Origin of the sequence: Kitasatospora sp. NPDC004614 (assembly GCF_042873675.1) — a bacterium.
In the GTDB taxonomy this organism is placed as follows: Bacteria; Actinomycetota; Actinomycetes; order Streptomycetales; family Streptomycetaceae; genus Kitasatospora.
Window position 1 is genome coordinate 44,694 of sequence record NZ_JBIALR010000012.1, and the last position, 14,709, is coordinate 59,402.

Annotated in this window: 14 protein-coding genes; 5 read left to right on the top strand and 9 right to left on the bottom strand. The window is 73.1% G+C overall.

Annotated elements, in window-relative coordinates; genetic code table 11:
* The first annotated feature begins 18 nt into the window (after nucleotides 1–18).
* Together ACFYST_RS23515 and ACFYST_RS23520 are read left to right on the top strand one after the other, a co-directional pair.
* On the top strand, nucleotides 19–2,295 hold the full coding sequence (locus ACFYST_RS23515; RefSeq protein WP_387638264.1) for a TOMM precursor leader peptide-binding protein: 2,277 nt from the start codon (nucleotides 19–21) through the stop codon (nucleotides 2,293–2,295).
* A 53-nt stretch (nucleotides 2,296–2,348) separates the two neighbouring features.
* Nucleotides 2,349–3,866: a SagB family peptide dehydrogenase gene (locus tag ACFYST_RS23520; RefSeq protein WP_387638261.1), complete on the top strand. Its 1,518-nt coding sequence runs from the start codon at nucleotides 2,349–2,351 to the stop codon at nucleotides 3,864–3,866.
* A gap of 78 nt (nucleotides 3,867–3,944) precedes the next feature.
* Here ACFYST_RS23520 and ACFYST_RS23525 read toward each other — a convergent pair whose 3' ends face one another.
* From ACFYST_RS23525 to ACFYST_RS23535, 3 genes are all read right to left on the bottom strand, one after another.
* Nucleotides 3,945–4,640, bottom strand: coding sequence for a LuxR C-terminal-related transcriptional regulator (locus ACFYST_RS23525; protein ID WP_387638258.1), 696 nt, complete (start codon nucleotides 4,638–4,640; stop codon nucleotides 3,945–3,947).
* Between the two features lie 34 nt (nucleotides 4,641–4,674).
* Complete coding sequence (locus tag ACFYST_RS23530; protein WP_387865199.1) at nucleotides 4,675–4,935, bottom strand: hypothetical protein; 261 nt, start codon at nucleotides 4,933–4,935, stop codon at nucleotides 4,675–4,677.
* A gap of 236 nt (nucleotides 4,936–5,171) precedes the next feature.
* Nucleotides 5,172–5,498, bottom strand: a complete 327-nt coding sequence (locus tag ACFYST_RS23535) for a hypothetical protein (protein WP_387638252.1) — start codon at nucleotides 5,496–5,498, stop codon at nucleotides 5,172–5,174.
* 276 nt (nucleotides 5,499–5,774) lie between these two features.
* Here ACFYST_RS23535 and ACFYST_RS23540 point away from each other — a divergent pair, with 276 nt between their 5' ends.
* Complete coding sequence (locus ACFYST_RS23540) at nucleotides 5,775–6,785, top strand: LuxR C-terminal-related transcriptional regulator (RefSeq protein WP_387638249.1); 1,011 nt, start codon at nucleotides 5,775–5,777, stop codon at nucleotides 6,783–6,785.
* Nucleotides 6,786–6,791: 6 nt separating this feature from the next.
* Here the strand turns inward: ACFYST_RS23540 and ACFYST_RS23545 are convergent, their stop codons facing one another.
* The 3 genes from ACFYST_RS23545 to ACFYST_RS23555 form a co-directional block, all read right to left on the bottom strand.
* On the bottom strand, nucleotides 6,792–6,998 hold the full coding sequence (locus tag ACFYST_RS23545) for a hypothetical protein (RefSeq protein ID WP_387865202.1): 207 nt from the start codon (nucleotides 6,996–6,998) through the stop codon (nucleotides 6,792–6,794).
* Nucleotides 6,999–7,050: 52 nt separating this feature from the next.
* Nucleotides 7,051–9,258, bottom strand: a complete 2,208-nt coding sequence (murJ, locus tag ACFYST_RS23550) for a murein biosynthesis integral membrane protein MurJ (RefSeq protein WP_387865204.1) — start codon at nucleotides 9,256–9,258, stop codon at nucleotides 7,051–7,053.
* A 304-nt stretch (nucleotides 9,259–9,562) separates the two neighbouring features.
* Nucleotides 9,563–10,375 (bottom strand): phosphatase PAP2 family protein, encoded by an 813-nt coding sequence (locus tag ACFYST_RS23555; RefSeq protein ID WP_387865206.1) that lies wholly within the window; start codon nucleotides 10,373–10,375, stop codon nucleotides 9,563–9,565.
* Between the two features lie 322 nt (nucleotides 10,376–10,697).
* On the opposite strand from ACFYST_RS23555, the gene ACFYST_RS23560 reads away from it, so the two are divergent.
* Nucleotides 10,698–11,669 carry a sigma-70 family RNA polymerase sigma factor gene (locus tag ACFYST_RS23560; RefSeq protein ID WP_387638242.1) on the top strand — a complete coding sequence of 324 codons (972 nt, stop codon included), beginning with the start codon at nucleotides 10,698–10,700 and terminating at the stop codon, nucleotides 11,667–11,669.
* Nucleotides 11,670–11,735: 66 nt separating this feature from the next.
* A complete protein-coding gene (locus ACFYST_RS23565; RefSeq protein WP_387638240.1) occupies nucleotides 11,736–11,903 on the top strand; it encodes a hypothetical protein in 168 nt (55 codons plus the stop codon).
* Between the two features lie 11 nt (nucleotides 11,904–11,914).
* Here ACFYST_RS23565 and mscL read toward each other — a convergent pair whose 3' ends face one another.
* From mscL to ACFYST_RS23580, 3 genes are all read right to left on the bottom strand, one after another.
* Nucleotides 11,915–12,355, bottom strand: coding sequence for a large conductance mechanosensitive channel protein MscL (gene mscL / locus ACFYST_RS23570; RefSeq protein WP_387638238.1), 441 nt, complete (start codon nucleotides 12,353–12,355; stop codon nucleotides 11,915–11,917).
* A 554-nt stretch (nucleotides 12,356–12,909) separates the two neighbouring features.
* Nucleotides 12,910–13,209, bottom strand: coding sequence for an FmdB family zinc ribbon protein (locus ACFYST_RS23575; RefSeq protein ID WP_387638235.1), 300 nt, complete (start codon nucleotides 13,207–13,209; stop codon nucleotides 12,910–12,912).
* A gap of 94 nt (nucleotides 13,210–13,303) precedes the next feature.
* Nucleotides 13,304–14,596: an MFS transporter gene (locus ACFYST_RS23580; RefSeq protein ID WP_387865208.1), complete on the bottom strand. Its 1,293-nt coding sequence runs from the start codon at nucleotides 14,594–14,596 to the stop codon at nucleotides 13,304–13,306.
* Nucleotides 14,597–14,709 lie beyond the last annotated feature (113 nt).

Genomic DNA, 14,709 nt, shown 5'->3' on the forward strand with positions numbered 1-14,709 from the left:
CTTCGAGGAGTACCCGTCATGTCCGAACTCATCGGATTCAAGCGCCAGTTCACCCCGTACGTGGTCGACGGCGAGGCCGTCTACCTGGTCTCCGAGCGCGGCGTCTCGGTGGTCGACGGCAGGCTCGCCCAGGCCCTCGCCCCGCTGCTGGACGGCACCCGCACCGCCGAACAGATCGGCGCCGCCCTCGACGGCGTCGTCCCCGCCGACAAGGTCGACGCGGGCGTCGGCAAACTGCTGGCCGGCGGCTGGCTCACCGCCGCCGACCCGGACACCGACCGCCCCGGCGCGGCCTTCTTCGAAATGGCCGGGCAGGACGGCGACACCGCGATGGCCGCGCTGCGCAGCGCCCGGGTCCGCATCGAGGTCCACGGCGACGTGGACACCGCGCCGTACCTGGCCGCACTGACCGCCGCCGGCGTGACGGTCGACCAGGACGCCGAGTTCACCGTCGCCCTCACCGAGGACTACCTGCACCCCGGCCTCGCCGAGCGCAACCGGCAGGCGCTCGCCGACGGCCGCCCCTGGCTGCTGGCCCGCCCGGTCGGCTCGATCGTCTGGGTCGGCCCGGTGTTCACCCCGGACGTGCCGGGCAGCGAGGGTACGGACGGTTCGGGCTGCTGGGAGTGCCTGGCGCACCGGCTGTCCGCCAACCGGCAGTCGCTCAGCTACCTCCAGCACCGCCTCGGCCAGGACGAGCCGATCTCCACCGCCGGCGCCCACCTGCCCGCCACCCTGGCCCTCGGCACCCAGCTCGCCGCCCTGGAGACCACCAAGTGGCTGGCCGGCGCCCGCCCCGCGCAGGCCGCCGTCACCACCCTGGACACCGTGCTGCTGGAGAGCGAGAAGCACACCCTGGTCCGCCGCCCGCAGTGCACCGCCTGCGGCGACGACGCGACCGTGACCCGACGCCAGCTGGAGCCCGTCCGCTTCGAGCCCCGCCCGAAGGCGTTCACCGCGGACGGCGGGCACCGCTCCGCCTCGCCCGAGGACATGCTTGACAAGTACCGCCCCCAGCTCAGCCCGATCACCGGCGTGGTCACCACCCTGGTCCCCGCCGCCCACACCCCCACCGGCCTGCGGGTGTACATGTCCGGGCAGAACCTGTCCCGGCAGGCCGGCAGCCTCCGCCAGCTGCGCAGCGGCCTGCGTTCGAACAGCTGCGGCAAGGGCCGCACCGACGCGCAGGCCCGGGCGTCCGCGCTCGGCGAGGCCATGGAGCGCTTCTCCGGCGTCTTCCAGGGCGACGAGGCCCGCCGCCTCGCCACCTTCGCCGAACTCGGCGACGCCGCGATCCACCCCGAACGCACCCTGCTGTACTCGGCGAAGCAGTACGCCGAACGCGAGCAGTGGAACGCCAAGCAGTCGGCGTTCCACATCGTCCCCGAGCCGTTCCGCACCGACGACCCGATCGAATGGTCCCCGGCCTGGTCGCTGACCGAGCAGCGCCACCGCTGGCTGCCCACCCAGGCGATGTACTACGGCTACCGGCACAGCGGCCGGTTCTACGCCGCCGGCGACTCCAACGGCTGCGCCGCCGGCACCTCCTTCGAGGACGCCGCGCTGCAGGGCTTCCTGGAACTCGTCGAACGCGATGCGGTGGCCCTGTGGTGGTACAACCGCGTGCAGCGCCCCGGCATCGACCTGGACGCCTTCGGCGACCCGTACATCGACCAGCTGCGCGAGGTCTACCGCGGACTGCGCCGGGAGATCTGGGCCCTCGACCTGACCGCCGACTTCGGCATCCCCGTGGTCGGCGCGTTCTCCCGCCGACTCGACGCGAAGCCGGGCTCGGGCACCAACGAGGACGTGCTGATCGCGTTCGGCGCGCACCTCGACCCGCACATCGCGCTCACCCGGGCACTCACCGAAATGAACCAGTTCCTCGGCCCCGTCGCCGGCGACGAGCACGGCCGGGTCAGCTACGCGGGCGCCGACCGCGACCAGAAGGCCTGGTGGACCACCGCCACCGTCGCCAACCAGCCCTACCTGCTGCCCGACCCGAACGCCCCGCGCTCCACCCCCGCCAGCTGGCTCCCGCTGGCCGGCGCCGACCTCGCCGACGACCTGGCGCTCGTCCAGCGCATCGTCGAGGACCACGGCATGGAGTTCCTGGTCGCCGACCAGACCCGCCCCGACGTCGGCCTGCCCGTCGCCCGGGTGATCGTCCCCGGCATGCGGCACTTCTGGGCCCGCTTCGCGCCGGGCCGGCTCTACGACGTCCCCGTCCGGCTCGGCTGGCTGGACACCCCGACCCCGGAGAGCGCGCTCAACCCGATCCCGATCTTCATCTGACCGAAGCGCGGGGCAGCCGGGCCCGGCTGCCCCGCCCATCCGGGGAGGTACCCATGACCGTCATCGAACACCTGCCACCCGCCCCCACCACCGGGGACCACCGCCCGCTGCGCCGCCTGCTCCGGCTGCGCCCCGAGGTCGACGTCACCGCCCAGGGAGCCGACGTCGAACTCACCCACCCGTGGGGCCGCCAGCGCATCCACGCCCTCGGCGAGCGCACCGTCGCCGCACTCGCCGAACTCACCCGCACCGACGCCGACCTGGACGAACTCGCCCTCGACCAGGTCCGCCTGCTCAAACTGCTCGAACGTTTCCCGTACCTGGTCAACACCACCGTCACCGACCCGCTCGGCGACCCGCTGGCCACCGCGGTACCCATCGCCCGCTCCGCCGACCTGCCCGGATTCGCCCGCCCCACCGGACAGTTGGTGCTCTCCCGGTTCGCCTACCTGCGCCGGCTGCCGGACGGCCACGGCGAATCCTGCGTCCTCGAATCGCCGATGGCACCGTTCCGGCTGGTCCTGCACCGGGCCGCCGCCGGCGCCTTCGTCACCGCACTCAGCACCTCCCGCACCGCCGAGGACGCCGCACTGCTCGCCGGAATGTCCGCCGGCGAGGGCGAGGCACTCGCCGGACTGCTGGCCGGCGGCGGCTTCCTGGACGCCGGACAGGGCGCCGAAGCCCCGCTCTGGGATTTCCACGACCTGCTGTTCCACGCCCGCAGCCGTCCCGGCCGGCACGACTACCCGTCCGGCGGCGTCTTCGCCCACCAGGACGTCACGCGACTGCCCGTCGTCTCCGGCCCCGGCACCCGCGAGGAGGGCACCGGCATCGAGCTGCCGATCCCCGACTGGGACACCGTGGTCGCCCGCGACCCCGCCCTCAGCGAGGTCCTGGAGGGCCGCCGCTCGGTCCGCGCCTACGCCGAGACCCCGGTGACACTCGACCAACTCGCCGAACTGCTCTACCGGGTGGCCCGGGTCCGCCGCATCATCCCCGGCGACCCCGCCGACCCGCACGGCTACGACGGCGTCGACCGCCCCTACCCGGCCGGCGGCGCCACCGGCGAACTCGAGATCTACCTCTCGGTGGTCCAGTGCGTCGGCCTGGAACCCGGCGTCTACCGCTACGACGCCGCCGCGCACCGGCTGCGCCCGCGCCCGTTCCAGGACCCCGGCGAGAAGGCCGCGTTCAGCGAACTCATCACCGCCGCCTGGCGGGCCACCGCCTGCATCGTCGAACCGCAGGTACTGCTCACCGTCACCAGCCGGTTCGGCCGGCTGTCCTGGAAGTACAGCCAGATCGCCTACGCACTGACCCTCAAGCACGTCGGCGTGCTCTACCAGACCCTCTACCTGGTGGCCACCGCCATGGGCCTCGCCCCCTGCGGCCTCGGCTCCGGCGACACCGACGCCGCCGCCCGCGCCCTCGGCCTGGACTGGGCCGCCGAATCCTCCGTCGGCGAGTTCCTGATCGGCAGCCGCCCCGCCGACCTGCCACGCACCGCGCACGGCTTCGCCGACGTGGTCTCCGCCGCCCGGGCCGGGGAGGGACTCGGCGGGAACTTCTGACACAGGCCTGTACGCACGCACGCCTGCGACCCGTCAGCGGGAATCTGACGGGTCGTCGGCGGGTCCGTTCATGGGGTGTTACAGCCAGCCGCACTCGCGGGCGATCCGGATCGCGTCGCACCGGTTGCGCGCCCCGGTCTTGGCGATCGCCGCCGACACGTAGTTGCGCACCGTCCCCGGCGACAGCGACAGCGCCACCGCGGCCTCCTGCACCGTGCTGCCCTCGGCGATCTCGCCCAGTACCGCGAGCTCCCGGCGGCTGAGCGGACCCGGCTGCCCGGTGGTCCGCACCACCTCCAGCACCAGCCGCGGGTCGTACACCCGCCCGCCGCGGGCCAGTTCACGCACCGCCGCGATCAGCGCCGGCGCCTGCACGTCCTTCAGCAGCACCCCCGCCGCGCCCTCCACCAGCGCCCGCCGCGCCTGCGCCGTCCGCGGCAGGGCCGGTACCAGCAGCAGCACCGCGGTGCCCGGCGCGGCGTGCTGCAGGCGCCGCGCGGCGGCCGTCGGATCCGGCTGCTCCTCGTCCACGCCGAGCACCGCGACCGCCGGGCGCACCCCGGACGCCGCCGCCGCGGCCTCCTCTCCGCCGACCGCCTCGGCGACCACCGCGAGGTCCTCCTCCCGGTCCAGCAGCGCCCCCAGCCCCGAACGGAACAGGTGGTGCCGGTCGGCCAGCAGCACCCTGGTCGGGCTCGCCGCCGCTGCCGCGGCGAGCGGGAACTGGTGGGGCAGGGCCCGCTGCACCAGCGGGCGTTCCAGTGCGGTGGTCATCCGGACGCCTCCCCGGCTCTGCCGCCCGGCCCGATCAGCCCCAGCCCCAGGTGTCGTTGTGCGGCGGCTCGGTCGAGGTCGGGCTGCCGGACGGCGCCGGGGTGGGCGTCGGCCCGACCACGATCACCTGCGCACCCGCGTCGGTCGGCGGCTGCGGACCGCCCGCGACGGTGCCGTCCGCCGTGACCACCGCTCCCGGCCGGCTCGGCCCGGCCAGCTCCGCGGCGGTGGCGATGCCGCCGACCACCATCGCACCCAGAGCGGCAATCGTGACAAAACGGATGTTCAGCGTCATGGGAGTGCCCGATCCTCTCGCGTTCGGCCGATCCCCGGGCTGCCGCCGGGGCATGTGTGGTGAACCACCGTCAGGTCTCCGGTGCGATCCGCGGCCCCGCCGGGGGCTGCTCCCGCGGTCTCGCACCGCCGTCCTGCCGACATCACCAAGAGTGGCCCGGACGGCACCCCCGCGTCAGCACCCGGAGCTGGCACCAGAGTGCCGTGACACCGAACGGCCAGCTTCCCGCCGAGAGGTCAACTCCGTGCGCGGGCCTGCAACATGCCGAGCGCGATCCACGGATCCGCCTCGCAGCGCACCACCGCCCAGCCCGGCAACGGCCCGCCCGGCTCCGCCAGCGCACCCGCGCCCACCTGCAGCGCCCGCTCCGCGGCCAGCAACGACCCGGCGGTCAGGAAACACACCGCCGCCAACCCGTCCGGTCCGGTCAGCACCCGGGCATGGCAGACCCGGGCCCCGATCAGCGGCAGCCGCAGCAGGGCCAGCCGGACCGGATCGGCCTCCATCGCCGGACCGCCCGGGACGGGCCGCGGCGGGATCAGCTCCAGGCGGATCGCGTACACCCCCCCAGCGTGACGGACCCGGGCCCCCGCCGGAGGGCGTCACGGGTGACAGATATCCGCCTGGCAAGAAAATGCCAGTTGCCCGGCACCCTTCACGGGTTGCCCACCCGTCCGCCAGAATCTCCGCAAGTCAGTTCCAGACCTGACTCGGGCGGCAATAACCTGACGCCCGATCAGGACGCTACCCGGGGGCAGCGCCGCGAACCGGCGCATGGAGGCCGAGATGATAAGAGCGACGCGCACCGGCACCGGACAGGACATACGGAAGACCGAACGTTGACCGCCGGCGGCCCGATCGGGCTCGACGCGTTCGGCGAAGCCGTCTACCGGGCAATGCTGCTGCACCCCGACCTCGACACCGGCGGCCTCGCCACCCATCTGGACAGCACCGAGACCGAGGTCTGCGCCGCTCTCGACCGCCTCGCCGACCTCGCCCTCACCCGCCCCACCAGCTGCGGAACCCGCTGGCGCGCCGTCAACCCGGAACGCGGCCTGGCCGCCCTGCTCGCCCACCAGGAAGCCGAGGCAGCCCGCCGCCACCGCGAAATGGAACGCAGCCGCGCCGCGATGGCCGGCCTGATCGCCGAGTACGCCCACCTGCACTCGCCCGGCGAACAACGCGGCGTCGAAATGCTCTCCAGCCTCGACCAGGTCCGCGACCGGCTGATCCAGCTCGCCTCCGACGCCACCGCCGAAGTGCTCTCCTTCGCCCCCGGCGGCCCGCAGCCCGCCCAGGTGATGGAGGCCAGCCGCACCCTTGACCAGGAGACCCTGGAACGCGGCGTACGGATGAGAACCGTTTACCAGGACAGCGTCCGCAACGACCCCGCCACCGTCCAGTACGCCCGCTGGCTGCACGGCCTCGGCGGCGCCGTCCGCACCGCACCCACCCTGCCGCTGCGCATGATCGTGGTCGACAACGCCACCGCCATCGTCCCGATCGACCCCGAGGACCCCCGCAAGGGCGCCGTATTACTCCAGAGCCCCGGCGTGGTCGCTGCCCTGCGCGCCCTGTTCGACCAGGTCTGGGACCACGCCCGCCCGCTCGGCGAATCCACCCAGCGCGACCCGCACGGCCTCACCGGCCAGGAACGCGAACTGCTGCGCCTGCTCGCCGACGGCCTCACCGACGAACGCGCCGGCCAACGCCTGGGCGTCTCACTGCGCACCGTCCGCCGCATGATGGCCGACCTGATGATCCGCATGGACGCCCGCAGCCGCTTCCAGGCGGGCATCCAGGTCGCCGGCCTCGGCTGGCTGGAGGCCGCCGAGGACGCCCCCGCCTGACGCGGCTCAGCGCCGGTGCTTGCCCCCACCGGCGGGCGCCGGCGTCGGGTACGGGATCCGCAGCTTCCGGGCGAACGGCGCCACCGACGCCCCCACACCCAGCGGACGGGCCAGCACGAACAGCGACACCAGCACCGCCAGCGAGCCCGCCGCCAGCCCCACGGCGCGCGCCCGGCTCTCGGCCGGGAGGCGTCCCCGGGCGAGGCCTTCCACCCCGGCACACCGAGAGCACGCACCGGACACCGCCCGGCACCGACGGCGGACCCTAGCGGCGGTGCTTGCCCCCGGCGGCCGGGGCCGGCGTCGGGTACGGGATCCGCAGCTTCCGGGCGAACGGCGCCACCGCCGCCCCCACGCCCAGCGGACGGGCCAGCAGGAACAGCGACAGCAGCACTGCCAGCGAGCCCGCCGCCAGGCCCGCCAGGCTGCCGAACAGGTTCTCGCCGAACCGCCCCGCCAGCCAGTGCGCGGCGAACGCTCCCGGCAGGCACGCCACGATCAAGCCCACGTGCAGGGTCACCAGGCGGAAGCCCTCCAGCCCGCTGCCGCGCCGCCCGCCGCGCCGCGTCCCCAGGTCCACGGTGGCGTTCGCGCCCGGCGCGAAGGCGTCGGTGCGCAGCACCATGGTCGAGTCCAGGTCCGGCTCCGCTGCGGCGGGCACGGCGGCCGGGGGAGCGCCCTTCGCCAGGCGGCGGCCCAGCGCGACGCCGGTCACCAGCACCGACAGGATGGCGGCAGCGGTGTGCGCCACCGCCATGCCGATCACCTTGTCCTGCAGCGGCAACACCTCGTACGCCACCCAGCACAGCGCGGCGTTGGTGCCGGTGGAGATCAGGGTCAGCCAGAACGGAGTCTTGGCGTCGCCCATCGCGTAGAAGCCGCGGGCCAGGCCGTACTGGGCGCAGAACGCGGGCAGTCCGATCGCGAAGGCCATCAGCAGTTGGCCCACCACCATGGCGTCGTCACGCACGGTCGGCCCTGAGCCGTAGCCGTACGCGGCCATCGCGATCTGCGAACCCAGCGCGAAGAACAGCACGGCGGCGGTCACCACCATCGCCGCCGAGGAGCGCAGCACCGCCGACAGGTCCTCGCCGATCTTCCGGTAGTTGCCCGCCGTCGCGGACCGCGCCATGCTCGGCAGCAGCGCCGTCACCAGCGACACCGTGATCACGCCCTGCGGGACCACGAACAGCGCGTAGGCGTTGTTGTAGGCGAAGATGCCCCGGCCGCCCAGGATGCCCGCGTCGTGCGCCGCCTTGCCCGCACCGGTGCCCAGGCTACTGATCACCGCGAAGGACAGCTGGGTGGCCGCCACCAGGGCCAGCGCCCAGCCCGCCGCGCGCAGTGGCCGGGTGAGGCCCGCACCGCGCCAGTCGAAGCGCGGACGGTAGATGAAACCGGCCTTGCGCAGCGAGGGAAGCAGCGCGGCAGCCTGTACCACGATGCCCATGGTCGAGCCGAGACCCAGCAGCAGCGCGTCGCCGCTGCTCACCTCCTCGGCCGCGTACGCGTGGTGCCCCATCGCCAGGTAGCCGCCGAACACGCCGATCGCCACCACGTTGTTCAGCACCGGCGTCCACATCATGGCGCCGAACCGGTCGCGGGCGTTCAGTACCTGCCCGAGCAGGGTGAACACGCCGTAGAAGAAGATCTGCGGCAGGCAGTACCGGGCGAAGGTGATCGCCAGCTCGCGTTGCACCCCGTCGAACGTGGAATAGAGGTCGACGATCTGCGGGGCGAACAGCCACGCACCGAGCGTCAGCACCACCAGGATCGTCCCGCACAGGGTCAGCAGCCGGTCGGTGTACGCCTGGCCGCCGTCCTTGTGGGTCTGCATCGCGTGCACCAGCTCCGGCACGAACACCGAGGCCAGCACACCGCCGATCAGCATCATGTAGACGATGTTCGGCAGCGAGTTCGCGACGTTGAACGCCTCGCCGGCCGGGCCGATGGTCAGCGCAGCCACGATCACCGCGCTGCGCACGAAGCCCAGCGCACGGGACGCCAGCGAGCCCAGCGCCATGATCAGACCGTTGCGCCCGGTGGACGCGGCGGGCTTGGCCGCCGGCGTCTCCGCGGCCTGTTCTCGCTCCTGCTCCTCGCTCGCCCGCGGCGCAGGCACCGGCACCGGGGCCTGCGGTGGGGGCGGCGGGTAGCCGACCTGGTCGTACTGGCCGAACTGGTCGGGGATCCGGCTGAACTGCATGGTCGGCGGATCCTGCGGAACGGCCGGCGGATCCTGCGGAACGTACGGCCCGCGCTGCCGGGGGTACTGGACACCTTGCTGAGGGTGCTGCGGGCCGCCCTGCTGGGGGTACTGACCACCCGGCTGCTGGGCGTACGGGCCGCCCTGCTGCGGGTACTGGCCGCCCGGCTGCTGGGCGTACGGGCCGCCCTGCTGCGGGTACTGGCCGCGCTGCTGGGCGTACGGGTCGTACGGGTCGGTCGGGCCGTCCGCGGTGTGCGTGGTCATCGGACCCCCCGTCGATCGGTGCCCGTGCGGCGTTGCGTGGGAATGTGCGGGAGTTCCGGTCCGGCCGGGCTCCATCTGCCGGTTGCAGGGTGCATCCAGCCGCAGAAGTCTGCCGTAGTTCGGCACCCGATGGGGAGTCGGGTGCCGTTCGGGGGCCGATCCGGCCCGTCGCGGTGGGCGTTCGGAGGCCGTGGCGGGTCGTCTGCCGAGCGCCGTTTCCGCCCGGAAACATGCGGAATGCCGCCCACGTCCGTTCCCTCCCCCGGACGGCCCGGATGCGGAGTGTGACCTTGCTCACGAACCGTCAGGAGCGGCTCGGGTCGCCGTCCGCCTCGACCGGCAGCGGCGGGGCCAGCACCCGCTGCACCCGGGGCCGCAGCCGCCAGTGCAGTCGGCGAACGTCCCGGCCGAGCCGGCCAGGCAGCCAGAGTTCGACCGCCAGCGTTACCCCGGCCAGCACCGCGGCCGCCGCCGCCCAGCCGGCCAGCACGTCGCTGGGGTAGTGCACGCCCAGCGCGAGCCTGGTCCAGCCGACGCCCAGCACGGTGAGCGCCGCGCCGGTGCCCGCCACCGCCCGGACCGCCCGGTCCGCGCGCGGCCAGAGCAGGACCAGCAGCGCCCCGCAGGCCACCGCCGAGGCGATCGCGTGTCCGGACGGGAAGCCCGCGCCGGAGCCCACCGCGACCGGGTCGGCGAAGTGCGGCCGGGCCCGGCCGATCAGCGCCCGGCCCGCCCCGCTGACCGTCCAGCCCAGCAGGCCGACCGCGACCACCCAACCGGCCAGCACCCGGGCGCGCACGCACCACAGCCACAGCGCGGCGGTGCCGAGCAGGGCGCGCATCGTCCACGGGGCGCCGATGTCGGCCAGCGTCTGCATGGCCGCCGTCCACACCGGGTGCCGCAGCGCGTACCGGTGCAGCGCCGCCACCCAGCAGTGGTCCAGCCGGTCCAGCGGCGACCAGCCGGTTCTCACCAGAACCAGCAGCACCGTGAACAGCAGCAGACCCGTCAGCCCGATCCAGGCACAACGGAGCAGTGTCCGGCGTTGAACCGGAGAGCGGCGGCGGCCGGCCGGGGGCCGGTCGACCGACGGGGAGCCATCGGTGGACTGGTGCATGACAGACACCTTCCCAACGGCGGGAGGCCAGTCGGCCGTCCGTCGATAGCGATTCGGCATCAGTTGTGCGGATGTGTCGCGAAGGCTCCGCGCCGGTTCGGTGGTGGCGGGTGGATGCGGGGTGTGCGAGCCACGTCACGCTGCGTGTATCGGCGGATGAAAATCGGCAGGATACTGCATCGCTCACGAAAAACTGAGCCACTTGGGAATGTTGTCCGATTTCTGTGCGTTGGATCGTTACGTGTGAGCCGGGAACTGGCCCACACGGTTGTGCCAGGCGGCGGAACGGAGCGCCCCCGGCCTCGTCAGTGAGGGAGCAAGCATGGCCACCCGTGCCGTCGTACGCGACAGGGCCGATCGGACTCGCACCGCCCGACCGACCAACCTCGAAGCCGACCGCGATCTGGTCGGCATGTACCTCGACGAGATCGCCAGGACGCCCCTGCTCGACGCCGCCGAGGAGGTCGAGCTGTCCCTGCGCATCGAGGCCGGAGTCTTCGCCCAGCACCTGCTGGACGAGGAGGAACAGCTCGACGGCGCCAGCACGGAGGAGCTCCGCGCGATAGCCGACGACGCCGAGCGCGCCAAGGACGTCTTCATCCGCTCCAACCTGCGCCTGGTGGTCGCCGTCGCCCGCCGCTACCCGCGCAGCGGCCTCCCCCTGCTCGACCTGATCCAGGAGGGCAACGCCGGCCTGGTCCGTGCGGTGGAGAAGTTCGACTACTCCAAGGGCTTCAAGTTCTCCACCTACGCGACGTGGTGGATCCGCCAGGCGATCACCCGCTCGATCGCCGACCAGTCCCGCACCATCCGGCTGCCCGTCCACCTGGTCGAGGAGCTCGGCCGGATCCGCCGGGTGCAGCGCGAGAAGGCCAAGGAGCTGGGCCGCGAGCCCGAGCCCGCCGAGATCGCCGCCGAGCTGGACACCACCGAGCAGCGGGTCAAGGACGTACTCGACTGGGCCCGTGACCCGGTCAGCCTGAACATGGCGGTCGACGACGAGGGCGAGACCCAGTTCGGAGACCTGGTGGAGGACACCGGAGCCGTCTCGCCGGAAGACGCCGTGCTGGTGATGCTCCGCCGCGAGGAGCTGGACGGTCTGATCGGCCGCCTCGACGACCGCACCGCCTCCATCATCCGAAGCCGCTACGGCATGGAGGACGGCCGCGAGCGGACGCTGACGGAGGTCGGCAAGCAGCACGGCCTGACGCGCGAGCGGATCCGGCAGATCGAGAAGCACGCGCTGGCCGAGCTGAAGAAGATCGCCGACCACGCGGGCTTCGAAGCCGCGTGACCATCGACGCACGATCAGTCCTTCGGGCGCCCCTGCGGGGGCGCCCGTCGGTTCTAGAGTGGACGAATGACCGAGCAGGACGAGACGAACAAGCCCAAGCCGCGACTGGTCTTCAAGGACCCGTTCGAGCAGCAGACCAGTGACGACACCGACCGCGGCTGGGGTGAGTCGCAGGGCGGGCGGGGGCTGGACTGGTACCTCGACCAGCGGCCCCCGCACCACGGCGAGAAGTAGCAGCGCAGCCCTCAGCGGCTGACCAGCGCGTCGCGGATCTCGGTGAGCAGCTGGACCTCCTTCACCTCGGCGCTCAGTACCTCTTCCTCGACCGTCTTCCGCTTCTCCATGAAGTGGTTCATCGGCAGGACGATCAGGAAGTACACGACAGCGGCGATGATGATGAAACTGATCACGGCACTGATCACCGAGCCCCACAGGATGAAGATGCCGGAGGTCACGTTGCCGCTCGCGTCCATCGAGCACGGCCCCCGGAGGCAGGACGCGTAGCTGTTCAGGTCCTTGGTGCCGATCAGCCCGAGGAGCGGGTTGATGACGCCCTTGACGAACGCATTGACGACGTTGGTGATGGCCGCACCGATGACGACGGCGACGGCCAGGTCCACCACGTTGCCGCGGAGCAGGAATTCCTTGAAGCCTTTCATGCCGCGTCGAACGGCGGCAGTACTCATAGGTCACGGGTGAATCCACAGCCCTCCGGTTGACGCCCGGGGGCATCCGGCGGCTCCCGGACCGGGCGGGGGAGCGGGCCGCAGCGGGCCCGAGGTGAACGCGGCGGCCAGCGCCAGGCAGGCCATAGCGAGCAAGCCCGGACGCCGGCGCACGGCCTGCCGCAAGCGGTGGCGGCCCCGCGCGGTGCCCCGGATCGGTGGAAAATCGGGCACTTCGCGGCGCGGCGGCACCGGCGCGGCGGGCAGCGGGGGAAGCACGAAGGCGGTCATGGCGGCAGGCCCTTCCTCGGGAACGGCGGCCCCGACCGGGGTCGCGGCAGTCATCCTGCGCCCGCCCCGCGGCCCTCGCCCGCCGATATCCCCACCCTGTGGATAACCCGGCCCTGTGGAAAACCGCCGTCACCCGCAGGGCTGAACCGCTGCGCCGTTCGGAGCACACCCCGCAGGCGCCGCGCCCCGCCGTCCGGAGGAACCCGCGTAACCGCCCCGGACACGCCAGCAGGCCCCGCCCGGTCGGTACCGGGCGGGGCCTGCCGTGCTGCTGCTTCAGGCGATCAGCTCGCGGCCGGAGCCGAGCTGCTGCTGGTCGACGACGAGGCCGACGAAGAAGAGGTCGAGGTGCTCGACGAGGACGACGACGAGGCCGAGGATGACGAGCTCAGCGAGCTGCTGGAGCTGCTGCGGCTGTCGGTGCGGTAGAAGCCGGAGCCCTTGAAGACCACGCCCACGGCCGAGAAGACCTTACGGAGCTTCCCCTGGCAGACGGGGCACGTGGTCAGCGCGTCGTCGCTGAACTTCTGCACCGCCTCGAGGCTGTTGCCGCACTCGGTGCACTGGTACTGGTACGTGGGCACTTTCCGCTTCCTCCTGCACTCCCCCTGGCACTCTCACGCTACGAGTGCTAACGACGGTCCATGATGCGGCATTCCGCTGGTGGAGTCCAGCGGCTCAGCCGCGCAGGCCCGCTCCGGCCGGCTCCTGACGGGCGTCGGCACCGTGAACCACCGTACGGCCGGGGGCGGCCGGAGCGAGCAGCAGGCCGCGCATCGTGACCATCGCCACCAGGCCGAGGCCGGAGCCGATCAGCGCGACGGCGAAGCCCAGCGAGGGCCCGGAGTGGTCGATCAGCTGGCCTGCGGCGGTGGAGCCGACCGCCAGTCCGAGGCCGATGGCGCCGGTCAGCCAGGTGAACGCCTCGGTCTTGGCGCCGTCCGCGACCAGGGTTTCCACCAGGGTGTAGCCGGTGATCAGGGTGGGGGCGATGGCCAGGCCGCAGAACAGGCCGGCGATCGCCAGCGAGACCAGGTTCGGCATCGCCCACAGGGTGGAGCAGCCGATCACCAGCAGCGCGTAGCAGGCGAGCATCCGCTGCCGGGCGGAGCTGCGCCACGGGATCAGGCCGTAGAGCACGCCGGCGACCATCGAGCCGGCCGCGAACAGGCCGTAGACCGGGCCGCTGAGGCCGGGGGTGCCGGCGTCCTCGGCGAAGGCGGTGATGGAGACCTGGAGCGCACCGAAGACGGTGCCGAGGCCGAGGAACCCGCCGGCCAGCAGTCGCACGCCGGGGGAGGCCAGTGCGGAGGCGCGGCGCAGGCCGGGGGCGGCGGGGCCGCTGGGGGCGGGGGCGGTGCCGCGGCGGGCGGCGAAGGCCAGGCCGCCGATCACGGTGAGGGTGGCCTCGGCGATCAGCCCGACGGACGGGTTGACCGCGGTGGCGATGCCGGTGGCCAGCACCGGGCCGATCACGAAGGTGAACTCGTCGGTGACGGACTCGAAGGCGAACGCGGTGTTCAGCAGCGCGGGCCGCTGGTTCAGCCGGTTCACCCAGCGGGCCCGGACCATGGCGCCGACCTGCGGCACGGAGGCGCCGGCCGGGGCGGCGGCGAGGAACAGCGTCCACTCGGGGGCGCCGCCGTGGGCGAGCGCGATCAGCGTGCCCACCGCGGCGGCGTGCACCAGGACGGCGGGGACCAGCACGGCGGCCTGGCCGTGCCGGTCGGCGAGCCGGCCGGTCTGCGGGCCGATCAGGGCCTGCGAGACGGCTGCGGTCGCGGCGACGGCGCCGGCCAGGCCGTAGGAGCCGGTGGTGTCGCGCACCAGCAGCACGATGCCGAGGCCGAGCATGGCGTACGGCAGTCGGGCGACCAGGGCGGGGAGCAGGAAGGTCCAGACGCGCGGGGTGCGCAGCAGGGCCACGTAGCCGTTGGAGGTGGTGTCGTCGACCGGTCGGCGGGCCGCCACGGTCGGTCCTCTCTGCTGCCTGGTAGCGCGGGACCGGGCAAGCAAGAAGGAACCGGGACCGGCGCCGAGAGTCGTCCTCTCGCGCGTCGACCGGGGTTGTTACCGGGCCCGGG